Source organism: Herpetosiphonaceae bacterium (assembly GCA_036374795.1).
Taxonomy (GTDB): domain Bacteria; phylum Chloroflexota; class Chloroflexia; order Chloroflexales; family Kallotenuaceae; genus LB3-1.
Map to the genome: position 1 here is coordinate 1 of DASUTC010000232.1, position 24636 is coordinate 24636.

Genomic DNA, 24636 nt, shown 5'->3' on the forward strand with positions numbered 1-24636 from the left:
CCGCACCGGGAAGATGCTGGTAAACCAGCCGACCGTGCGCGACAGATCGACCTCGTCGAAGAGATCTTCGCGTCCGTGGCCTTCCAGATCGAGCCGCAGCACCGGCGATTGCGCCCACTGCGCCCAGGCCAGCGCCAGCGCCGCCAGCAGCACATCGTTGATCCGAGTGTGATAGACGCGCGGCACCTCGTGGAGCAGCCTGCTGGTATCGTCCGCGCTCAGGACCAGCTCGATCCGCTCCACCGAGGCCACTGTGTTGGCACCATCGGCCCGATCGACGGGCATGGGTGCGACCGGGAAGCGTGCCGCAGCCCGCCAGTATGCCAGCTCATCGTGGAGCGCTGCTGATTGCGCATAGGCCGTCACGCGCTCGGCCCAGGCCTTGAAAGAGGTGGTCTTGGCGGGGAGGACGACCGCGCTGCCCTGGGATAGTTGGCGGTAGCTCGCCTCCAGGTCGGCCAGCAAGATCCGCCAGGAGACGCCATCGACGGCCAGATGATGGATCACGAGCAGCAGCCGAGCAGGCTGTCCAGGTCCCAGGTCGAAGGCGGCAACGCGGAGCAGCGGCCCGGCTGAGAGATCGAGGCTGGCTTGTAGCTCGGCGGCGGCTGCGGTGATCGCCGTAAGCTGCTCGTCGGGCGGAAGGCTGGCAAGGTCGATCGTCGTCACGATCGCCGCGTCATCCGGCCCGACGATCCGCTGCTGCCAGCCGGTGGGCGTCGGCGTAACGCGCAGCCGCAGCGCGTCGTGGTGGGCGACGAGGTGCTGGACGGCCTGTTCCAGCAGCGCGGGATCGAGCGGCTGCTGCACCTGGAGCAGCACCGCCTGATTGAAGTGCTGCGGCTCCGGCAGGTCCAGGGCGAAAAAGTAGTGCTGGATCGGCGTCAGCGGGACCGGACCCGTGACGATTCCCTGCTCAGCCGCAGGCTCTAGGGATGGCTGCGCGACGGGCGCGAGCTGGGCGATGGTCTGGTATTGGAAGATCTGCTTGGGTGACAGGCGCAGCCCCGCCTGGCTTGCGCGAGCGATGATCTGCATGCTCAGGATCGAGTCGCCGCCAAGGGCGAAGAAGTTGTCATGCACGCTCACCCGTTCCAGTCCGAGCAGCTCGGCCCAGATCGCGGCGAGCTGGTGCTCTGCGTCCGTCCGAGGCCCGACGAACAGCTCTGTGGATGTCGGGCGATCCGGTGCCGGTAGTGCCCGGCGATCGAGCTTGCCGCTGGGCGTCTTCGGCAGCGAGTCGAGCACCACGAACGCGCTCGGCACCATGTAATCGGGGAGCTGCGCCGCCAGGATCTCACGGAGTTCCGAGCTCAACGTTCGGAGGTTCGAGTTTTGAGTTTCGAGTGCTTGGCGCTCGCTTTGTTCCCCTACCACGTACGCCACCAGCCGCTTCGCCCCGATGGTACCCGCCGACTGATCTTCCCGCACCAGCACGACGACATCGCGCGCGGCGGGATGCTGCCGCAGCACGGCCTCGATCTCGCCCGGCTCGATGCGGAAGCCTCGGATCTTGACCTGATGGTCGATCCGCCCCAGGATCTCGACCGTTCCGTCGGCGCGCCAGCGGCCCAGGTCGCCGGTGCGGACCATGATCTGCCCGTCCTCGAACGGACACGGCACGAAGCGCTCCCCCGTGAGGTCGGGGCGGTACAGGTAGCCGCGCGACACGCTCGCGCCGGATACACAGACCTCGCCCGCGATGCCGATCGGCTGCGGCTGCTGGTGCTGGTCGAGGATGTAGATCCGGTTGTTGTGCAGCGGCCTGCCGACCGTGATCGGCTGGCCGAGGTCGGCGGCGCGGATACCGCCCAGGAGATTGATGTCGCTGATCTCGGTCAGGCCGTAGATGTTGACGATCTCGACGGCTGGACCAAGCTGGCTGAAGACGGATTGCAGGAGCCGCTGCTCGATCTTCTCGCCGCCGATCAGCAGGTAGCGCAGCGCGTTGGGCGGCTGCTCCGGCGCGACCTCGTTCAGCACGGCCTGCATGTAGGAGGGCACCGCGTCGAGCAGGTGGATCTGGTGGTCGTCGAGGTAGCGGAGCAGGGCGCGGCTGTCGAGCTTGACCGCATCGGGGATGATGTGCAGCGTGCGGCCAAAAAAGAGCGTCGGGAAGATCTGGTTGACCGAAATATCGAAGCTGATCGAGGTGATCAGGCCGGTCGTTTGGACGGCGGGATCGTCGAAGTAGGCGCGCAGACCGAAGACCAGATTGATCAAGCCGCGCTGCGTGACCATCACGCCTTTTGGTCGGCCCGTCGAGCCGGAGGTAAAGATGATGTAGGCCAGGTGCTCCGGCTGCACCGTGCGCGGCGGATTGGTGGTCGGCTGCGGCGCCAGGGTGTGCCAATCGGCGTCGAGGCAAAACACCTGCGCCGTGTGTTCGGGTAAGCGCGCGACCAGCGCGGCCTGGGTCAGAATCACCGGCGCGCGGGTGTGGCTCAGCATATAGGCCAGGCGCTCTTGAGGATAGGCCGGGTCCAGGGGCACATACGCGCCGCCCGCTTTGAGGATGGCGAGCATGCCGACGATCATCTCCAAGGAGCGCTCGACACACAGCGCGACCAGCACATCGGGACCGACGCCCTGCGCCCGCAGATAATGCGCCAGTTGATTCGCCCGCGTGTTCAGCTCAGCATACGTCAGCGCCGCACCCGCGAAGACGATTGCGGCGGTGTAGGGCGTGCGCGCGGCCTGGGCCTCGATCAGCTCATGCACGGCGGCAGCGCGCGGATACTCCGCCTCAGAGCGGTTCCAGTCGATCAACATCTGCTGGCGCTCGTCCTCGCTCAGCAGCGGCAGCTCGGCGATGCGCTGGTCGATGTCGGCCACCACGCCTTCAAGAAGCGTCTGGAAGTGGCGAAGCAGCCGCTGGATCGTGGCCGCCTCGAACAGTTCCGTCTTGTACTCCGCGACCGCGCGCAGCCCATCGGGCGTCTCGGTCAGCGACAGCGTCAGATCGAACTTCGAGGTTCCGTTGTCGACACGAACAAACTCCATCTCCAGGTCGCGCTGTCCCTGCGCGGGAACTGGCGCATTCTGCATGACGAACATCACCTGGAACAGCGGCGTGTGGCTGGGATCGCGCGGGGGCCGCAGCTCCTCGACCAACTGCTCGAAGGGCACGTTCTGGTGCGCATAGGCACCGAGCATCATGTCCCGTGTTCGCTGGAGGAACGCGCGAAAGGTGGGATTGCCCGACAGGTCGCTGCGCAGGAGCAAGGTGTTGAGGAAGAAGCCCATCAACGCTTCGATGTCAACAACATCGCGGTTGGCGATGACGGAGCCGGTGATGATGTCCTCTTCGCCGGTATAGCGGTAGAGCAGGGTTTGAAAGGCAGCAAACAGCGTCATAAACAACGTCGTGCCTTCGGCCTGGCTCAGGGCCTGGAGCTGCTGGGAAAGCGCCGCAGGGATCTGATGGTAGCCCAGCGCTCCCTGGTAGCTCAACAGGTGTGGACGTGGGTGGTCGCTCGGCAGCTCCAGCACAGGCAGGCTCCCGCCAAGCTGGCGTTTCCAGTAGGCGAGCTGTGCTTGCAGCACGTCGCCTTGCAGCCAGGCGCGCTGCCAGATTGCGAAGTCGGGGTACTGCACCGGCAGCTCCGGCAGCGGCGACGGTCGGCCCTGCACAAAGGCATCGTACAGCACCGTCAGCTCACGTAAAAACAACCCGACCGACCAGGCATCGAAGACGGCATGGTGAATATTCAGCAGAAACACGTGCTCCTGGTCGGCCAGCCACAAAAGCTCGGCGCGCAGCAGCGGGCCATGCTCCACGTCGAAGCGGTATTGAGCGTGCTCCAGGGTCAGGCGCTGCACCTCCGCCGCGCGGTCGGCGCGCGGCAGGCTGCGCAGGTCGGTCAGGGGCAGCGGAACGGCGAGCGACGGAGCCACGATCTGCCGGGGCTGTCCATTCACGACACGAAAGGTGGTGCGCAGCGCTTCGTGACGCCGCACGATCTCATTCAGGCTCCGCTGGAAGGCAGCGATCGACAGATGGCCCTTCAGGCGCACCGCAAACGGAATATTCGACGCAGGATTGCCAGGCTCCCAGCGGTCGAGCACCCACATGCGCAATTGGGCAAGCGAGAGCGGGATGTCAGCGTTCGGATCGCGGCGGGGTATCACCCGTTGGCTGTCGGGATCGACTCCCTCATCTTCGAGCAGATACGCGAATAGCTCAAGGTCCTCGGCTGAGAGGCCAGTGGTTGGTGTCATACCGTCGCTTTGCATATTCCCTCACTTCACTTGCTTCTGCCGGAGCGTTGTCGCTCCTCCGGCGCTATCGACGGTGTTGTCCACCTATTCATGCACGCTGGCTGCGCTCACGCCGCTTCTGATCGAGGAGCTGGCGCTTCTCCTCAGGCGATGCGCTCCGCAGGCGCTGGAGCACCCGCGCGATCGTCTCGGTCTGGCCCGGTCGCGCCTCGTGGGCTACGATCAGCTCAGCCATGGCCGCTACCGTGGTCGCCTCGAACAAGCTGCGCATCGGCAGATCAACCTTGAACGTTTCACGCACCCGCGTAATCAAGCGAGCCGCGCTGAGCGAGTGCCCGCCCAGCGCAAAGAAATCGTCATCCACGCCGATCCGCTCATGGCCGATGATGCTCATCCAGATGATCGCCAGCTCTTCCTCGATCGGCGTGCGCGGCGCAACATACGGCGCTGCCTGTGCCGTGGTCGCGCCTTCCAGGGTCGGCGCGGTCACTATCTCCAGGGTGCCATCGGCGCGGTAGCGCGCGCGGCGATCAGTTGTGTACAGACGCGCGTCGGGCGAGGCGCAAAACGGGTGCGGCACGGCCCGCGCCGGATCATGCTCATGGCTGGACGAGCGATCTACGGATTGGCCGGTGTCGCTGAGATACACATCGCCCGGCACGCCGATCGGCACAAGCTGGCGGTTGCGGTCGAGCAGATAGATCTGCGCGTCGTCGCTCCACGCCAGGAGCTGCTGCCGCTCCGCGTCAGTCAGAATCGGCAGCGCCGAAATGCGCTGATCGGCGTCGCTGACGATGCTTTGGAGCAGCGTGTGGTAGTGCTCCAGCATGCGGCTGACGGTGGCGGCATCGAACACATCGGTGTTGTACAGCAGCGTTGCGGCGAGGCCCTGCTCGTGCTCGCGGATCGAAAGCGACAGATCGAAGCGCGCTGTGCCGAGATCTACATTGATCGGCTGCAACGTCAGCCCGCCCTGCTCCACGACGGGCCGGGGCGCGTTTTGCAGCGCGAACATGACCTGAAAGAGCGGGCTACGGCTCATGTTCTGGCTGGGCTGAAACTCCTCAACCAGTCGCTCGAACGGCAGCTCGTGATACTCATAGGCCCGCAGCGTGGTTGCGCGCACCCGTCCGAGCAGCTCGCGAAACGTTGGATCGCCCGTCAGGTCGCCGTGCAGCACCAGCATGTTGTTGAAAAAGCCGATCATACCTTCAAGCTCATCCTGGTTGCGGTTGGCGATCGGTGAGCCGACCAGGATATTCGGCTGGCCGCTGTAGCGATGGAGCAGGCTTTGGAAGGCCGCCAGCAGCGTCATAAACAGCGTCGTGCCCTCGCGCGTGCTGAGCGCGCTCAGCGCGTCGGTGAGCGGCCTGAGGATGTGCAGCGGCAGCTTGGCGCCGTTGGCGGTGAAGCTCGGCACCGACGAGCGCGGTCGGTCGGTCGGCAGGTCGAGCGCTGTGACGTTGCCGCCCAACGCTTCCTTCCAGTAGGCAAGCAGCCGCTCAAGCAGCGCGCCCTGGAGCCGCTGCCGCTGCCACGCTGCGTAATCGGCGTACTGGATCGGCAGCGGGGTGCCCACCCGGCCCAGCGGCGCGGGCGCACCGGCGACGAAGGCGGGATAGAGCGCCGCGATCTCACGCAGCAGGATGCCCATCGACCAGCCATCGAAGACGATATGGTGCAGCGTCAGCGCCAGCAGGTGGCTGTGCTCGTCGCGCCGGACCAGCACGCCCCGCACCAGCGGGCCACGCGCCAGATCGAACGGCTGCTGCGCGTCGGCGATCACCAGTTGCAGCGCTGCCGCCTCACGCTCCGGCGCTGGCAGATCTTCCACGCTGCTGCGTGCCAGCCGCAGCTGCAGCTCCGGCGCGACGACCTGCGCTGGCGCGCCATCGATGCTGGCGAAGGTGGTGCGCAAGATCTCGTGGCGGCGGATGATCTCGTTCAGGCTGCGCTCCAGGGCGTCTATGTCGAGCGGACCATCGAGCCGCAGCACCAGCGGCATGTTGTAGAACGGGCTGCCGGGCTGAAACTGATCCAGCAGCCACAGCCGCTGCTGGCCGAACGAGAGCGGCGCTGGTCCTGCCGTGGTGCGTCGCGGGATGGTACCACGCTCAGCAGGCGGAGTTTCATCGGCTGCGGCAGCGCGTGCCGCTTCCGCAGCCTGCTTGTGCGCGAGCAATTCCAGCAGCCTGCGCTGCTCCGGCGATAGCGTTGCGAGTTGTGTCTGAATATCGCTCATTTCGTGTCCTCAGGAGGTAGCGTCAGGATCATGGCGGCGTTGTGGTCCACGTGCTCAGGGCTGCATGGCGCAGCCCTGTACTCGAATGCTCGCAGGTCTGGATCATAGCGGTGCGGCTCGCGCGGCGACGCAGCATGCCGGAGCGATTCCTGCGCCGCCCGCGCCGCGATCCCGACTATACGTGCGACGTACTGCTCTCCATCGCGGCGAGCATGGCCTGGACCTCTTCGGGCGAGAGCTGCTGCACCGACGCCAGCAGGTCCGTCAGCTGGTTCGCGCCCACCAGATCCAGCAGGCGTTGCTCGTCGGACGCGGATGCCGACTCGGCGGGCAGCTCATAGCCCAGTGCGGCAGCAAGCTGCTGCGCTGGCTCGCCAAGCCGCCACGGCAGCTTCACGCGGCGCCAGGTTTCGCTCAGCGTGGCATCGACGGTGTCGTGCTTGAGGATGTTTGGGTCGCCAATGCCGGAGATCATGCGCTCGCGCTTGTTGTCGTACGGCTGAATCACCGCCGGATCGTAGGGCAGTTCGAGGAAGTCGCACACGCGGCGCATGGTCGCCTCCGGCTGGCTGACGAGCTGCTCGTAGTAGACCCGCAGATGTCGCTCGTCGTCGACCTGTTGAAGAAACGTCAGCAGGTTGCGGTTGCTCGTCGCCCACACTTTTTCCGCCACCACAAACGGGTCGACCTCATCGGAGCCGTAGAGCACCGGGCTAAACAGCTTGTCGAGCCGGATGCGCACCATCGACTCGATCACGGCGTAGGGATGCCGCACCAGATGGATGTACTTGGGCCGGTCGAAGATTGCTTCGGCGCGCTGCAACGTTTCCAGGCTCATGGTGTACGAGGGCGATTTGTCCACCAGGATACGCGGTGCCGAAAGCTGCTGGAGCCGGGCATACACCTCGTAGATCGGCGTGTCCTGCGCCACCAGATCATCCATATAGGCTTTAGCGGCCTCTGAGTCGCGGCCCAGCAGCTCCGTAAAGGTCCACTGCAAGCCCTGCGCGGCCCAGTGGAAGCCGTGACCATAGCTGGGGTCGGTCAGGCTGCGCCGCCACTCGCGCATGGTGTCATACCAGAGAATGCCAAGTTCAGGCGGCGAGTGCAGCGCGGGATGGCCCGCAAGCATGACCCGGAACAGGGTCGAGCCGGAGCGCACACAGGAGTGCGAGAACACGATCGGCGCGTTCTTGCGGGCGGGCCTGACCAGCAGCGGGCGTTTGACGCGCTCCTCCAGGTGCGAGCGCGCCTCGTACTGGGCATAGTGCGATACCGGCGCGGTGATCGTGTTGTGCTTCAGATGCGCTAAACGGTCAAGCTCCGACGCGGTGAAGCGGGCCGTCTGCTCGATCGAGCGCAGCTTGATCGTCTCGTGCGGATACACGATCAGCCCAAAGTCCTGCTCGAAATGCCACTGCACATCGCCAACAATCGCATCCAGATCACATCCGTTGAGATCGCCCGTGGCCGGGATCTGATCCGCCTCGACGTTCAGCGCCCTGGCGATGTTCTTTTTCCAGTACGCTTCCAGCAGGCGTTGTCGCTCGGTGCCGGTGGCGGCACGCACCAACTCCTTGATCGGCTTCTCGGCGCTAGCGGCCTTCTCCAGGTACGCCTGCTCGATCACCTGGGCCATGCCCGCCACTGTTGGATGATCGAACAGGCTACGGATGGAAAGCTCGACCTGATAGATCCGGTGGAGCTTGTTGGTCAACTGGGTGATCAGCAGCGAGTGTCCGCCCAGATCGAAGAAGCTGTCGTACACGCCGACCTGCTCGATGCCCAGAATCTGCTGCCACACCGCAGCTACGCTCTCCTCGAACTGGTTGCGCGGCGCAACATACGCGGTTGCGAGCACCGGGCGGGCATGACCGGCGCGGCTGGCGAGCGCGCGCGCCTGCTCCTGCGCCTCGATGAGCATGGCGCGCGTCATGGCGTGCAGGGTGCTGATGCGCGTCGGCAGATCGCGGGTGGAAACGATCACCTGCGGCGCGGTGCTTTGTGCCAGGATGCGGTCGAAGAGCTGCACGCCCTCGCCGGGCAAGATGCCGCTGTGGAGCATCTGCTCGTGCATCGCCAGCATTTCCGGCGGCACGTCGGTGTTGACGGCCATGCCGACATCGCGCCAGGTGTCCCAGTTGGCCGTGACGGTGAAGGCTCCGCCGCGCGCCGCCTGCCGGTGCGCAAACGCATCGAGAAAGGCGTTTGCGGCAGCATAATCGGCCTGACCAAGCTCGCCAACCATGGAGGTGAGCGACGAGCACAGCAGCATGAAGTCGAGCGGCAGGTCGCGGCAGGCGGCTTCCAGCGCCAGCAGGCCGTGCGTTTTTGGCGCAAGCACGCGCTCGATCACCTCTGGCGTTTTGAGCTGGATCACGCCGCCGCCCGCAACGCCTGCCGCATGAATCACGCCGTGGAGCGTACCAAACCGGTCGATCACCTGCGCGACCACCGCGCGCATCTGCGCGGCATCGGTGACATCGGCGCTGATCACCAGCACCTCGGCGCCGTGCGCTTCCAGGTTTTGCACCTGGCGAAGCTTGCGACTGGTCGCGTCCGTGTCAGGGAGCGTATCGAGCATCTCGGCCCACTGCGCGCGCGCCGGGAAGGTCGAGCGGCCAACCAGCACCAGCTTTGCCTGCGCGGTTCGCGCCAGATGCTCGGCGAGCGTCAAGCCAATGCCGCCCAGGCCGCCGGTGATCAGATAGACCCCGCCCTGGCGCACACGTGGCGGGCGGCCCGGCGCTGCCGTGAGGCGTGTCGGCTCTATGGTCTGTGCCCAGCGCCGCGCTCCACGGTACGCGATGATCACGTCCGACGATTCGGTCTGTGTTTCGGCTAGAATCTGATCGGCGAGCGCGTCGACGATCTGTGGCGTTGCGCGCGGCATAACCACGTCCAGGCTGCGGCAGGTGATCTGGAGGTATTCGCGCGGAATGACGCGGCAGGGTCCCAGCAGCGTCGCTTTCTCAGGACGCAGCTCCTCGCCGCCGGCGACATCGTGGAGCTGGTTGGAGACAACCATGAGGTCGACTGGTGCTGCAAGCTCCTCGCCGCCAAGCGCCTGTGCCAGCGCAATCAGGCTGGAGAAGCCAAGCGCCTGCATGCGCTGGAAGGTGTCGCTCGCGGCATCCGCCTGATCGTCGGGCGTGACGGTCCACAGGTGCACGACGTTGTGCGGAAGCTGATCGGCGGAGCGCAGCGCGGCGAGCAGCGCCGCATAGTCCGGCGTCTGCTGCGGATTCAGCTCATAGGAATCAGCGCCGGTCTGGCGGAACTGCGCTCCCGGCCGCACCTCGATCACGGTCTGATTGGCCTGGCGCAGGCGCTGCATCAGGCGCGCGCCCAGCCCACTCGCATCGGTGAGCACAAGCCAATTCCTGGGAGTCGCGGCCAGATACCCTGCGTCGAACGGCTCCGGCTGGCGGGTTTGTTTCCACGAGGGCAGATAAAACCAATCGGCAAGGTCAGGCTTTTTCTCAAGCGCGGCCCGCTGCGCGCCCATGCTCAGCGCGCTCACATCCGATTGTGCCCAGTAGCGCTGGCGCTCGAACGGGTAGGTTGGCAGCGGCACGCGCCGACGCGACTCACGGGCGTAGAAGCCGCTCCAGTCGATGTTCAGGCCCGCCAGCCAGAGCTTGCCGAGCGCCGTCAAGATACACGCAACATCGGAGTCGTCGTCCTGCGGGTGGCGCAGGGAATGCAGCACCACGGTTTCCGCCTCCGCGCCCAGCGTCTGGCGCGCCAGGGTACTCAAGGTCCGCCCAGGGCCAACCTCCAGCAGCAGATGGTCGCCCGCGCTGCGGATCGCGCGCAGGCCATCGGCGAAGCGCACCGGCTGGCGCAGGTGATGTGCCCAGTAGCTCGGATCGGCGGCCTGTTCGGGCGTGATCCAGGTGCCCGAAACATTCGAGATGAACGGCAGGGTTGGGGCGCTCCGCTGCACGCGCCGAACTTCGGCAGTGAAGACCTCGATGATCGGCTCCATCATGGCGGAGTGGAACGCATGCGAGGTATGCAGCCGCCGGTAGCTGATGTCTTGCGCGGCGAGGCGCTGCTCCAGCGCGGCGACCGCTTCGGGCGTGCCGGAGACAACCGAGAGCGCGGGGCCGTTCGTGGCCGCAAGGCTGAGATTCTCGCTCAGCAGCGGACGCACATCGGCTTCCGAGAGCGATACACTGAGCATCGAGCCGGTCGGCAGCGATTGCATCAGCCGTCCGCGCGCTGCAACCAGGCGCAGCGCGTCCTCAAGACGGAAGACGCCCGCGAGGGTAGCCGCGACGTACTCGCCGATCGAGTGGCCGATCAGCGCTCCGGGCGTGATGCCCCAGCTCATCCAGAGCTGGGCCAGCGCGTACTCGATCACAAACAGCGCGGGCTGCGTGATCGCCGTTTGTTCGAGCTGCTGCGCGGCAGCCTCGGCCTCAGTCGGCATCGGAAAGAGCACGTCGCGCAGGTCAAGCTTCAGGTGCGGCTTGAGCAGCTCCGCGCAGCGATCCACGGCGGCGCGAAACACCGGCTCGATTTGGTAGAGCTCCAGGCCCATCCGGACATACTGCGCGCCCTGGCCGGGGAACAGAAACGCGACGGGCCGCTCGCCCATCACGCGCTCGTTTGAAAAGACGGCCTGTGGATCGACGGTTTCCAGCGCGGCGGCGGCCCCTTCGACGCCGCGGCACACGAGCATGCGGCGATGACCAAAGTCGTGGCGGCCTGTCTTCAAGGTAAAGGCGACATCCGCCAGATCGCTGTCGGCAGCGTGGCGCAGGTAGTCTGCAAGATTCAGCGTAGCAGCCGCTAACGCCGACGGGGTGCGCGCTGAAAGTGTCAGCAGGTGCCAGGCGCGCGACGGTCCCGAAGGCGCGGCGGCGGGCGCTTCTTCCAGAATGACATGCGCGTTGGTTCCGCCAAAACCAAACGAGCTGACTCCGGCGCGGCGCGGCACGCCATCGGTTTCCCAGCTCGTGAGCGCGGTGTTGACGCGGAAGGGGCTGTTGTCGAAATCGATCTCAGGGTTGGCCTGCGTGAAGTGCAAGGATGGCGGGATCTGCCGGTGCTTGAGCGCCAGGACAGTCTTGAGCAGGCCGGCCATGCCCGCTGCCGCGTCCAGGTGGCCCATGTTGCTCTTGACCGTGCCGATGCGGCAAAAGCCTTGCTTCCTGGTGCTGGCGCGAAACGCATTGGTCAGCGCTCGCACCTCGATCGGATCGCCGAGCGCGGTAGCCGTGGCGTGCGCCTCGACGTACGAGATCGTTTCCGCGTCGATGCCGGACGAGGCCAGCGCGTCGATAATCACAGCGCTCTGCCCTTCGACGCTGGGCGCAGTAAACGAGGCTTTGAGCGAGCCGTCGTTATTGGTGGCCGAGCCTTTGATCACGGCGTGAATCGTGTCGCCATCGGCCAGCGCATCGTCCAGGCGCTTTAAGATCGCCACGCCCATGCCGCTGCCAAACACCGTGCCCTGAGCCTGCGCATCGAACGCGCGGCAATGCCCATCCGGTGAGAGCATGCTGCCCTGCTCGTACAGGTAGCCGACGTGGTGCGGCACGTTGATCGTGACGCCGCCAGCCACTGCCATCCGGCACTCGCCGAACAGCAAGCTCTGGCAGGCCAGGTGAATCGCGACCAGCGACGTGGAGCAGCCGCTCTGCACGGCGGTGCTCGGCCCGCGCAGGTTGAGCTTGTAGGAAATGCGCGTGCTCAGCGAGCTGATGTCGTTGCCCAGCAGCACGAGCAGCATGTTCTGCGGCTGCGCCAGGACTGGATCGGTGTACAATCCGACCACATACGAGCTCATGCGGGCACCGGCGAACACGCCGATCGGCTCGGCGTGCTTTTCGGGGTCGTATCCGGCGTGCTCCAGCGCTTCCCAGACGCACTCCAGCATGAGCCGCTGCTGCGGGTCCATCGTTGTGGCTTCCAGCGGCGAGTAGCCAAAAAAGTCCGCATCGAACAGGTCGATGTCGTTCAACACGGGCGCTGCTCGTACATAGTTCGGCGCGGTGTATTCCGCAGCGGGAACGCCCGACTCCTGGAGCGCTTCATCGCTGAAAAACGCGATCGACTCGACGCCGTCACGTAGGTTCTGCCAAAATTCGTCCAGGTTCCTGGCACCAGGAAATCGACCCGCCATCCCAACGATAGCGATGTCGAGGCCCACTGGCTGATCTTCCGTCTCCCGCAGGTCACTCATGGCTCTATCTCTCCAATGGTGCGATGCATGACAAGCATATCCCGTATCCGCTCCCAGGTGCGGACTGTCTGATCGCCCTCTACCGCCGTCGCTGCACCACCTGATGACGTCGGCCCAGATCCGCTTTCCGCTTGGCGAGACGCTCGGCCATCTGCCGGGCCGCCTCGTCTTCATCCTGCGCCAACAGCTCGGCAAGGAAGCGAATCGTCGGGCGCTGGTAGAGCATGGCCGTCGGCACCTCGACCTGCAAGATTTTCTTCAGCCGAGTCATGGTGTGGATCGCAATCAGCGAGTTCCCACCAAGCTCAAAGAAGTTGTCGTCGATGCCAATCTGCTCAAGGCCGAACACCGCTTGCCAGGTGTCCATAATCGTGCGCTCAAGGTCCGTGCGCGGCGCAACATATGGGCTGGAAAGCTGCGGACGCGGGTGTTGTGCGCGCAGCCCGCCAGCGCCAGCGCCGCCGAGCGCATCGGCGGCGCGTGGCGGCTGCTTGATCCGGCTGGCAAGATCGCCCGTGGAAACCACCACGCGGCTCCCCGGTCGCTCGGTCAGCAGCCGCCGCGCTGCTTCCACGCCGGCGTGCGGCTCGATCATGAACTGGGCCAGCGGCGCGTTTGGCATAGCTGCTGCGTCGCCTTCCGGCTGCCAGATGTCCCAATCCACGCTGAGCCAGGGCGTGCCGGTGGTTTGGGTCTGATGTTCGGCCAGCGCGTCCATAAACAGGCTTGCCGCGGCATGCGCTGCCTGTCCCAGGCCACCGAGCACGGACGACAGCGACGACGTCAGGAGGCAGAAGTCAAGCTCTCGCGCCGCCAGGGTTTCCACCAGCGCGGAAAGCTGCTGCATGGTGCGCATGATCTGGTGCTCGGCTTCGGTGTCGCCAAGCTCCTGAATCGGCGTGAACGCGCTGCTGCCGATGCTGCCTGTCGTATGAATCACGCCGTGAAGGTCGCCGAATCGCGCCAGGCCCAGCGCCACCGCCGCCTGCATCGCGTCGAGGTCGGTGCCGTCGGCGCTTGCTACCAGCACTTGAGCGCCGGACGCTTGCAGCGTTTGCAGCCGCGCGAGTTTGCGGCTGACCTCATCGGCGGCGTCGTGGGTGGTCAGCCAGGACGACCAGTGCTCCGGCTGGGGGAAGTCGGCCCGCTCGATCAGCAGGAGCTTTGCGCCGACGGTCAGGACCAGCAGTTGCGCCAGCGCCCAGCCCACCCCGACCAGCCCTTCCGTGATCATGTACACGCCATGCTCGCGGAGCGGGTAGGTCGGCGCGCGATCCGCTGCCAGTTGCACCGGCTCGAACGTGGGCACCCAGCGCCGGTTGCCGCGATACGCCACGATCGGATCGTCGGTCGTAGCCTGCATCTCGGCCAGCAGGTGATCTGCTTGACGCGCCTGCTCCAGCGCCGATTGCGCTGGCGACATCTCAACGTAGCGGCAGGTGATCAGCGGATACTCCTGGGGGATCACCAGGCAGGGACTCAGGATCGTTGCGCGGGCAGGATGCGTGGCATCCGTGCTTTCCACGAGATGGACATAGTTCGAGATCACCCAGAGGCGGAGCGGCGCGGCCAGGCCTTGCTCCTCAAGCGCCTGTGCGAGAAAGATCAGGCTGCGAAAGCCAGTGTCCTGGGTTTCCTTAAATGTCGCGGCGTCGGCGGCAGCGGGCGGAGCGTGGATCAGACTTGCGCAATGCACAACCGCATAGGGCATCTGGCTGCGGGCCGCGAGATCGCGCAGCAGGGCGCTGTAGTCCTCGCGCTGACGCAGGTCGATGGTGTATGCATCCGTGTCGATCCGCGCGAATTGCCCGCCGCGTCGTACCTGGATCACCGGCTGCCCCAGCTCCGCTAGGCGCTGCGCCAGGCTGCGGCCCAGGCCGGTATCATCCACGAACACCAGCCAGGGCGCTGCCGGACCCTGCGCGAGATCGGTCTGGCGGGCAGGCGCGGGCAGCCGTGATCGCTTCCACGAAGTGGTGTAGAACCAGTCGGCGATGTCGGCTGTTCGCTCGGCGGGCGTGGGCGCTGCTTCCTCTCGCGGCGTCGTCTGCGCGTCGATCCAGTAGCGCTGACGCTCAAACGGGTAGGTCGGCAGCGCCACGCGGCGGCGCTGCTCACCGGCATAAAATCCCTGCCAATCGATCGCGACCCCGGCGATCCAGAGCTTGCCGAGCGTGCCGAGCAGGACCGCCAGATCGGGCTGCTGGTGATGCGGCTGTCGCAGCGAGGCCAGCACGACATGCTCAGCGGTGTGTGCAGGGTGCTGCTTCGCCATTGCGGCAAGTGTCTGGCCTGGCCCCATCTCAAGCAACACCTGATCGGGCTGCTGCAACAGCGCCTGCAAGCCGGAGGCGAAGCGCACCGGGTGACGCATGTGGCGGGACCAATACGCCGGATCGGTTGCCTCGCCCGCGTCCATCCAGTTGCCGGTAACAGTTGAGAACAGCGCAATGGTCGGCGGACGCAGGCGGATCTGGGCAAGCAAGGTCTGCAACGGCTCCTCAATCGGGGCCATCATCCATGAGTGGAACGCATGCGTCGTTTGCACCCGCTGGCATGCGATCCCCTGTCCAAGCAAGGTTTGTTCGAGCTCGGCCACGGCCTCGGACGTGCCGGAAACCACACATGCCTGTGGCGTGTTGACCGCTGCCAGCGCAAGATCAGCGCGCAACCACGGCAGTACCTCGGCCTCCGGCAACAGCACGGCCAGCATGGCACCGGACGGCAAGCCCTGGATCAACTGCGCGCGACGCGCCACCAGCGTCAGGGCATCTTCCAGCGAGAAGACGCCCGCCACGCACGCCGCAACGTACTCGCCGATGCTATAGCCGATCATGGCCTGTGGCCGGACACCCCACGTGATCCACAGTTGCGCCAGGGCGTATTCAATGGTGAACAGGATCGGATGCGCCAGCGCCGTTTCGTTGATCGGTTGAGCGCCGTGATCGGTTTGCCAGCCGCTGCGCCGCAGCAGCGCACGCAGGTCGATCTGCCCGCTCGCGGCTGGCGCGTCCGCGCTGGCGCGGGGAGCCGTGCCCTGGGGATACACGACCTCGCGGATGTCGCGGCCAAGCACGGGCGTGAGCAGCGCCGCGCAGCGATCCACCCACGACCGAAAGGTCGGCTCGGACTGATACAGCTCAAGCGCCATGTCGACATAGTGGTCGCCCATGCCCGGAAACATAAACACAACTGGACGATCCTGCATCTGGGAGACGCCGCTGAAGATCCGCGACCGGTCGTGTGTTTCCATGACATGGACGGCATCCGCCGGGCTGCTGCATACCACGATGCGGCGCTGGCCGAAGACTGACCGCCCGACCTGCAAGGTATAGGCGGCATCAGCCAGGTTGAGATCGGGCTGCGCTGCGATGTGCCTCGCCAGATCAGCCGTCATGGCCTCCAGCGCGCTGCCGGTCTTGGCGGAAAGCAGCAGGAGTTGCCACGATCGCGACGCGGAGGATGGCTGCCGCGCGGGGGCCGCTTCAAGTACGACGTGGGCATTGGTTCCGCCAACGCCAAACGAGCTGACGCCAGCCCGGCGCGGTGTGTGCGTTTGGGGCCAATCGGTAAGCTGTGTATTGACATAAAATGGGCTGTTCTCGAAATCAATGTCGGGGTTGGGCTGCTCGAAGTGCAAGCTCGGCGGGATCAGGCCGTGTTCGAGCATCAGCACGGTCTTGATGAAGCTGGTGACACCAGCCGCGCTGGCAAGGTGTCCAAGGTTGCTTTTGACCGAGCCGATCGCGCAGAAGTGCCTGGCGTTCGTCTGGGTGCGAAAGGCTTTGGTCAGCGCACGGATCTCAATCGGATCGCCCAGCTTGGTGGCGGTGCCATGAGTTTCAACGTAGCGGATGGTGTCGGCGCGAATGTCGGCCACGGCCAGCGCCTCGGTAATCACCTGGGTCTGGCCTTCGACGCTCGGCGCGGTAAAGCCCACTTTGACCGCACCATCGTTGTTGAGCGCCGAGCCTTTCACCACGGCGTGGATGTGATCGCCGTCCCGCAGCGCATCGTCCAGCCGCTTCAGCATCACGGCGGCGACACCGCTGCCAAAGATCGTGCCAGCGCCACGGGCGTCGAACGGGCGGCAGTGCCCATCCGGCGAGACATTGCCGCCGTCCAGATACCAATAGCCTTCGGGGTGTTTGACGTGAACCGACACGCCGCCCGCCAGCGCCATATCGCACTCTTCGTTCAACAAGCTCTGGCACGCGATATGGATGGCGACGAGCGATGTCGAGCAGGCGGTTTGAACGGTGAAGCTGGGACCTTTCAGATTGAGCTTGTAGGAAATACGGGTGGCAACGAAATCGGAGGCATTGCTCACATCGATCTGCATCGGGTCGAACGCGCCGAGCGTCTCGCGGTTCGACAGCAGATTATAGAGCAGGTAGGTGTTGGTAGTGCCGCCGCCGAAGACGCCAACGGTGCCGGGGTAGCGCTCCGGGTCGTATCCGGCATGTTCGAGCGCTGCCCAGGCACACTCAAGAAACAGCCGGTGCTGCGGGTCCATCAGCTCGGCCTCACGGGGGGTGTAGCCGAAGAAGGCCGCGTCGAACAGCTCGACACCATCCATGACCGCTGAGGCTTTGACGTAGTGCGGATCGCGCAGCGCGGCAGCGTCGACGCCGAGGGCCTCCAGCTCCTGCTGATCGGGAAAGCGAATCGACTCCACGCCCCGACAAAGGTTGTCCCACAATGCCTGAATCGTGTTCGCGCCGGGGAAGCGCCCGGCCATGCCAACAACAGCGATATCCGCATCGCCTCGATCATGCTCGGTCAACAACGGTTTCTCCTCTATGCAGCTAGCTCTGGAGATGTCGCGGCACGTGTGCCACACCTTCGCCATCGTGGCTATGCGCGTGTGTGCTTCGATGCGTGTGGATCGTCATCGCCTCCTCATATCGCCGCATGCGCTTGTGCATGATCGGTATCCTGGGGTTGGAAGAATGGTCCTGCGGATCGATAGCTCCATGTGCTGTTAGTAGACCATGTCCGTCCCAGGATGTGGGATCGGTTTCCGATAGAAAAGCGATACAGCGAAGCGATCATTGGCGGTGATGGACCCTGCACATTCGTGGAGGATAGCAGGCGCTTGCAGCTCAGTAGGAGATGCCGTCACGAGCAAGATGCACGTCAGCAACGATGCACAGCAGCGCGGGTATTCATGGAGCTAAAGGCCGATGCTGGCACCAGTACCAGCGTGAGGCGAGTGCTGTGAGGCTCCTCGCTCTCACAAGGATGTGTTTTCATACCTATGAGCGTACGTCCAGCGAGTCGCGCCGAACAGCGCGTCCCGTCGAGGGCGTATGGTAAGGCAGCCCGGCTCGCGTCTAACCTGGGGGGTGGTGCGACTGAGCGAATCGTCTGTGCCCACACAGGGTCGGGCACATGGGTTGGTGATCGATGTGGGCAAGTATAAAATATGGTTTATGCTTTTGTCAATGCGTCGTGCGGGGCGGTAGCGGGTGCGTTCTGCCAAAGCCCGGCGCTCCGCTGGTATGATGCGTGGTGCTCAAGCTGTTCATCACGCCAAGCGGATCAACGCCGTCGCCTTTCCAGGTCACGACCATTGACCTGAGCGCGCACAGGCGTTGAATCATGGTAGGGTCGGGCACGATGACGGTGCCGGATCGAACGTACAGGTCCAGACGGTGGGGCCTCCTCCGGGCGGCTGCGCTGCCTCACGACCAGCTTGACACCGCCGATCGTGCGTGGTATGTTCTACCGAACATTGTACGTCGTACGGAGGCACCACCATGACATGCTTCGCCCACAATCTGCGAGAGCTAGCCAACACTGCGCCGAGCAGTGTGACTCGCTCGCTTGTGGAGTGCGCCTTTTAACCAAAAGTGTGCCTTCCGGTTGTGAACGACGGTTGATCTGTGTGAGGCGTCGGCGCGTATCCGGTGATCGTGCCGATGTATCAGCATACTGCCTCCAAATGGTGATCCTGCCATACGTGTTGTAGCACTGCGCCGACGCAGCCCGCCAGACAGGCGCGGCGAAGCGCGTGTTCCATCGCTCCTCGTTCAGGCACGACGAAGGGAATATTTGCGGCCACGGGTGTACGCCACTCCCGTGGCCGTTTGATTCCAACAATATCACCATCGCGGCTACGGGGTATGTCCCCCGTCGTCGCGCTGCTTCGAGCGGCCAGGGACGGGAAGCCCTGCGCCGCTCGTTGGCGTGCGGATCGGGGATCGTAGGACTGATGAATCGCAGCGGCGCGCTCGGTCGTGTTGTCCGGCGTTGCCGTGCTGGTGTTTCTGCTTGAGGAGCATACGGTATGCGTGCTCGACGCACCATTTTCTTGTCGTATTACAAGCCCTATCTCAGGCTGCTTGTTGCAGATCTGGTCTGTGCGTTTGTCGTATCAGCCATTACCCTGATACTCCCGCTCTGTGCCAGATACATCACCAAACATATCGTCGCCGGACAGGTACCCAACGCGCTGGAGCAGATCTATGCCGTGGGTGCGGGTATGCTCGCGCTGGTGGTTCTTCATGCGCTGTGCAACACCTTTGTAGACTACCAGGGGCATATGATGGGTACCCTGATGGAACGCGACATGCGCCGTGACCTCTTCGCGCACTATCAAACGCTGTCGCTTCCATTTTACGATCAGCAGCACACCGGCCAGCTCATGACCCGCATGACCAATGATTTGGAGGCGGTGAGCGAGCTGGCGCATCACGGGCCGGAAGATCTTGCGATCGGGCTGCTGAAGTTTGTCGGCGCGTTCAGTATTCTGATCACGATCAACGTGGAACTGACGCTGATCATCTTTCTTTTTTTTCCGATCATGACCGTCTATGCCATGTATTTCAATAAGAAAATGAATGCGGCGCTTCGGGCAAGCAAGGATCGTATCGGCGATATCAACGCCCTCGTTGAAGATACGCTGGCAGGCATCAGGGTGGTCCAGTCGTTTACCAACGAGGCGCTCGAAAACAAGAAGTTTGCCGACGCGAACCAGCGGTTTGTTGAGAGTCGGCGCGCCGGGTATCGGAGTGAGGCATACTTCTCCGAGGGGATGGTCGCCTTTACGCAGCTCATGACCATCGTGGTGGTCGTTGTCGGCGGCGTGGCGATTGTTCAGACGCGCCTGGATGTCGCCGATCTGGTGACGTACCTGCTCTACATCGGCGTCCTCATCGAGCCTATTCAGCGCTTTGTAAACATTGCGCGGCTGTATCAGGAAGGCATCACCGGGTTCGATCGGTTTATGGAGATGATGGAGGTGCAGCCCGACATTCACGACGCGGCGGAGACGATGGCGCTGTCACGGGTGCGGGGCCACGTGGCATTTCAGGATGTCAGCTTCAGATATAACGAAGACTATGATCATATCCTCAGGAACATCTCGCTGGAGATCAAGGCCGGCGAATATGTTGCCCTGGTGGGAGCGTCCGGCGTGGGGAAGACCACCCTCTGCTCGTTACTCCCCCGCTTCTATGATGTCAGCCAGGGACAGATCCTGCTCGACGGTACGAATATCAGGGATATTCGCCTATCGTCGCTCAGACGGAGCATCGGGTTTGTTCATCAGGATGTTTATTTATTTGCGGGGACCATCGCCGATAATATCCGCTACGGCAACCTTGATGCCCGTGAGGAAGACATCATCGAGGCGGCCAAAAAGGCGCATGCCCATGCGTTTATCATGGCGCTCCCGAACGGGTATGCGACACATATCGGCCAGCGCGGCGTCAAGCTATCGGGAGGGCAAAAGCAGCGATTGAGTATCGCGCGCGTGTTCTTGAAAAACCCACCGATTATTATTCTGGATGAAGCAACAAGCGCGCTCGATCCTGCAAGTGAGCAGGCGATTCAAGAGTCGCTGGAGCTGCTCACCAGCAACCGCACCACTCTGGTGATCGCCCATCGCCTATCGACCGTCAGACATGCCCAGCGCATCGTTGTCTTGACGGATAGCGGGATTGAGGAGCAGGGCACCCATGATGAGCTCATCGCGCGGGATGGCATCTACGCGAATCTGTACGCCCTGCAATTGCTGACAACCGTGACGGATCTGCCAGGGCAGCGCGACGCGACCCGAGGTGCGAGCGAGTCTGCAAGCATGCCCCTCACCTATCCAGCCACGTCGTGAGCGGCCACGCGCGGAAGCCCAGGCACCGCGCGGGTCGCCTCATCAGCCCGCTGACATGTCCACAGCCGCCGTCGGGGCAGCGCCATCTGCTCCTCGGCGTGCCAGGAGGCGATAGGCCCGTTACGTCTGCTCGCCCTGCCGAACGCACCGGATCAGCCTGCGGACGCTGGCAGGTCAACGAGCTGATCCATGCCGCCCCGCACCGGCGATGCACGGAACTGCCGGTCCTGCGCATGCACCGTCACGGGTAGACCGTGCGCTGGTCGCATCCCGATCATCGGCTCGACGATGCTCCCTGGAACCACCGCCACGCGGAAGCGCCGGAGGAGCATCGCCAGCACCACGCGCAGCTCCTGCATGGCAAATGCCCAGCCGATACACAGATGCGGCCCGGCGGCGAAGGGGAGGTAGGCGTAGGGCGACGGATGCAGCGCGGCCCAGCGTTCGGGCAGGAAGCGATCAGGCTCCGCATAGATCTGCGGCATGCGGTGCGTGATAAACTCGCTGAAGATGATCGTCGCGCCCTTGGGCACCGCGTAGCCGCCAAGCTCGGACGGCGCGGATGCCACCCGAATACCGATCGGCGCGGGCGGCAAGAGGCGCAGGCTCTCCTTGATCACCCCTTCCAGCAGGGACAGGCGACCCAGGTCCTCCACGGTCGGCGCGCGGTCGCCGATCTCGCGCTCCAGCTCATCCACCACGTCGGCCAGGACGCGCGGATGCTGGTCGAGCAGAAACAACGTCCAGGTGAGCGCGTTGGCCGTCGTCTCGTGTCCGGCGACAAAGAGCGTAAACGCATGACCGACCAGCTCGTCGTCGCTGAGCTGCGACCCGTCCTCGTCGTGCGCCCGCACGAGTGCGGCCAGCACATCCGGCGTGTCGCGCTGGGCGCGCTTGCGCTCGATGAGCGAGCGGATGTAGCCCTCCAGCCGCTCGACGAGCCGATTGAACCGATGGAAGGGCAGCCCCGGCAGATTGGCGGGCGCGAGCAGCACCAGCGGCGATTGGCTGATCGCGATGATGCGCTGGAGCAGCCGCCCAACGCGATCGAGCTCGGTCGTATCATCGACGCCAAACAGCGTCTTGACCGCGATGCGCTGGGTCAATTGCCGCATCTCGGTCAGCACATCCAGCGCCGTGCCTGGCCGCCACCGCTCAAGCATCTGCCCGGTGAGCGCAACCATGTCGGCGTGGTAGTGCGCGATCTGCTGGTGATGAAAGGCTGGCTGCATCAGGCGGCGCTGCTGCCGGTGATGCGCGCCGTTCATGACGGCCAGATTGTTGACCATCAGCCGACCGAAGGCGGTCTGCCTGGGCAGGCGCGAGAAGAACGGACCAACGGTGTTCTCGAACCGGTCGGCATGCGCCAGCAGGTGGCGATTGAGCTCCGGCCCAAACACGAACATGTAGGACGGATCGCCCGCTGCCAGCGCGACCACATCGCCGTAGGTGCTGTGGAGCTGACGCAGGTAGCCGAAGGGATTGCGATACAGCGTGAGCAGCCGGGCGCGACCGCCGATCAACGGCAGGCCGCGCGGGCCGGGAATCGATGAAGCCGACGTAACAAGCGAAGCCATGATCGTTGCGGTCGTGCCGTTATCCGACGGCACCGTCCGCCCTCCAGGTAGATGGTTAACCGACAGTGGGAAGTGTGATCGACGACGGATGGGCCTGGTTGGCTGCCTGCATGGCCGTGGCGGTCAGCGCTGATGTAGACCAGCACATCAGGCCGCGCAAGGGTACGGTTGTCGCGTAGCGCCCGTCCACCCACGGTGAAACGACCGAGCGCGCCGACGCTCGGCGTGGGGTCCTGGGGATCGTAGCGGGTTTCGGGGGCGGGAGGCGGAACATGCGCGCCATGAATCGGCCAGAGGTGCTCATGGTTCGTCACCTTGCAGAGGTCGTCCCGGCACCCGGACCTCGTAGGCCGCACGGCGCGGGGAACGACGATCGTGCCCGGCGCACAACACAGCGCCGGGGTCTGCCGACCAGACTTCCCGGCGCTCCATGCAGCTCACGTATGTGACACGCTCCGCCCAGTATAGCACAGCGGGGACCCCTCACAAGGACCAAAAGACCAATCTTACCGCCAGGCGCGGGCTCCTCATTCGCGGCAGCGCCGTGAGGCCAGTGCACGCGCTCGACCGGCTACGGACTAACCGTAGCCGGAACCTGGCTTCTCGGCACGTCGAATGAGCAGGATATTCGTGTTCTTGGGCATTGTGACCTCCGCTGACGATCGGCAGACTGACGCGCTCCGTGTGCAATGCGATGCGCAGCCGCTCGCCCTCGTGCATCCAGCCCAGATCGACGCTATGAGCCGCTTTGACGCAGCCGGGCGAGCGAGGTCGGCGCGGACGAATCGACGACCGGCGGCGTCTGCCGTGAGGCGCGGTGTGCGACGGACTTCATGGCGTCAACGCCCGACCTGCTTCAGGTAGACCACGGCAGGACCGCCCGCTGCAAACGGAGCGCTGAGGCTGATCCGGCTGGCAGCCTCGACCGTCAGCGGGTCGGCCTGGACTGTCTCGCGCTCGTGACGCTGAACCACTCGACGGTGTACGCCCCGGCGGCCAGCTCCGCGCTGAAGGGATCGGCTGTCTCGCTCGGCTGGAGGACGAGGTACTCCCGACCCGGACTCGCGAGCATATACCCGGTCGAGCTGAGATCGCCGCGCGGCTCCATCGCCAGGACGTGCATCCGCGCGGCGAAGCGCAGCGTGTCGCCCATGGCGTCGCGGGCGGGCTCGAACGCCGCGTAGGGCACAAAGCCAGCGGTCGGGTCGGGTGGGCTCACGCCGTCGATCAGCCCAAAGTCCATGAGGATCGGGTGGTGGCCGCGCAGGAACGACTTCCAGGCCCACAGCGCGTCGCCCTTGCCTGCCGCGTGGTGGTCGGTATCCGTGATGATGACCTTCGTGCCGTCGCTGGCGGGCGGGTTTTCAAACCAGCGTGAGGCCGGGCCTCCCGGCTCGTTCGGGTGCTGCCTGCCAGCGAAGATCGCGTCGTCGTAGCCGGGCGAGATCCAGTCCGCCGGACCGTTGAGCAGCGGGTCGTTGACCCTGCGCTGGTCTGCAACCGGAAACTGCATCGTCATGCCGACCGGGTGCGGGGTGTAGCCCATCTGCTGCTCGCCATTCGACGGGAGGATCTGTCGCCGCCGATAGCTGACCACGCGACATGCACTCTGTGGCGCGTCCCAGTCCAGCCCGCGTCGACCTCGATACGGGTGGCTCGTTCAGGCGGGATACCGTGGGCAATCGTCGGTTCTTCACCGTCGCTCGGACTGGTGTGTGTCAGCGGCCCGTTGGGCGTGGCCGCGTCGTCCGCTCGTCGCTGGGCGCGGCTCCCGACACTTCCCGATTGCCGAGCAGCAGGTCCCAGGCGTTCTGGGTTCCGACAATGAACATCAGGAAGACGAAGACAGCCGGCGCATAGACGGCGAACGTCCAGCCAGCCAGCAGCCCAAGGGCGCCGACGGCGAGAACCGCGGCGGCAACCAGCGGCACAAAACAGCGATAGGCCAGCGTGAGCCATGACCCCCTGCTCGGCTGACGGGCTAGCACGTACGCGACCCTGGCGATTTCGCGCAGACCTTCGAGCGCGAGGATCAACAGCCCAATGCCCTGCACGGTCGGCGGCACCGGCAGCAGCATACCAAGCGCTGCAAGGAGTGGATGGAGCAGGTTGATCACGGCATCCGCTCCAAGCATGCGCGTCGCGTTGTCCAACGGGCGACGCGACAGGTGGATCGAAACACCGACGAAGACCAGGCCGACCAGGGCAGCACCCACGTTCGCCACGGCGGCATAGAACTCGCGCCATGCTGTGATCGCCTCACGCACCTCCATGATCGACTCTC

General features: G+C 64.7%; 8 protein-coding genes. 1 reads left to right on the forward strand and 7 read right to left on the reverse strand.

Annotation, left to right across the window (positions count from 1 at the left end; translation table 11 throughout):
• The 4 genes from VFZ66_17305 to VFZ66_17320 all read right to left on the reverse strand — a co-directional run.
• Positions 1-4221: amino acid adenylation domain-containing protein (locus VFZ66_17305; protein HEX6290946.1), on the reverse strand; the 4221-nt coding region annotated here is incomplete at its 3' end.
• Positions 4222-4309: 88 nt separating this feature from the next.
• Complete coding sequence (locus tag VFZ66_17310) at positions 4310-6463, reverse strand: condensation domain-containing protein (GenBank protein ID HEX6290947.1); 2154 nt, start codon at positions 6461-6463, stop codon at positions 4310-4312.
• A 175-nt stretch (positions 6464-6638) separates the two neighbouring features.
• The gene (locus tag VFZ66_17315) at positions 6639-12659 is read right to left on the reverse strand and encodes an SDR family NAD(P)-dependent oxidoreductase (protein ID HEX6290948.1); all 6021 of its coding nucleotides are present in this window, start codon (positions 12657-12659) and stop codon (positions 6639-6641) included.
• A gap of 79 nt (positions 12660-12738) precedes the next feature.
• Positions 12739-17448: a beta-ketoacyl synthase N-terminal-like domain-containing protein gene (locus tag VFZ66_17320; GenBank protein HEX6290949.1), complete on the reverse strand. Its 4710-nt coding sequence runs from the start codon at positions 17446-17448 to the stop codon at positions 12739-12741.
• Between the two features lie 1503 nt (positions 17449-18951).
• Here VFZ66_17320 and VFZ66_17325 point away from each other — a divergent pair.
• Positions 18952-20775, forward strand: a complete 1824-nt coding sequence (locus tag VFZ66_17325) for an ABC transporter ATP-binding protein (protein ID HEX6290950.1) — start codon at positions 18952-18954, stop codon at positions 20773-20775.
• 152 nt (positions 20776-20927) lie between these two features.
• Here the strand turns inward: VFZ66_17325 and VFZ66_17330 are convergent, their stop codons facing one another.
• The 3 genes from VFZ66_17330 to VFZ66_17340 form a co-directional block, all read right to left on the reverse strand.
• The gene (locus VFZ66_17330; GenBank protein ID HEX6290951.1) at positions 20928-22385 is read right to left on the reverse strand and encodes a cytochrome P450; all 1458 of its coding nucleotides are present in this window, start codon (positions 22383-22385) and stop codon (positions 20928-20930) included.
• A gap of 895 nt (positions 22386-23280) precedes the next feature.
• Positions 23281-23949: a hypothetical protein gene (locus tag VFZ66_17335; GenBank protein HEX6290952.1), complete on the reverse strand. Its 669-nt coding sequence runs from the start codon at positions 23947-23949 to the stop codon at positions 23281-23283.
• 121 nt (positions 23950-24070) lie between these two features.
• Positions 24071-24625: a hypothetical protein gene (locus tag VFZ66_17340; GenBank protein ID HEX6290953.1), complete on the reverse strand. Its 555-nt coding sequence runs from the start codon at positions 24623-24625 to the stop codon at positions 24071-24073.
• Between the last annotated feature and the right edge of the window lie 11 nt (positions 24626-24636).

What these genes read in the sequence shown, in the direction of transcription:
- VFZ66_17340 (HEX6290953.1), bottom strand. Translation starts at nt 24,625, where the DNA reads ATGGAGGTGCGTGAGGCGATCACAGCATGGCGCGAGTTCTATGCCGCC.
- VFZ66_17315 (HEX6290948.1), bottom strand. Translation starts at nt 12,659, where the DNA reads ATGAGTGACCTGCGGGAGACGGAAGATCAGCCAGTGGGCCTCGACATC.
- VFZ66_17310 (HEX6290947.1), bottom strand. Translation starts at nt 6,463, where the DNA reads ATGAGCGATATTCAGACACAACTCGCAACGCTATCGCCGGAGCAGCGC.
- VFZ66_17325 (HEX6290950.1), top strand. Translation starts at nt 18,952, where the DNA reads ATGCGTGCTCGACGCACCATTTTCTTGTCGTATTACAAGCCCTATCTC.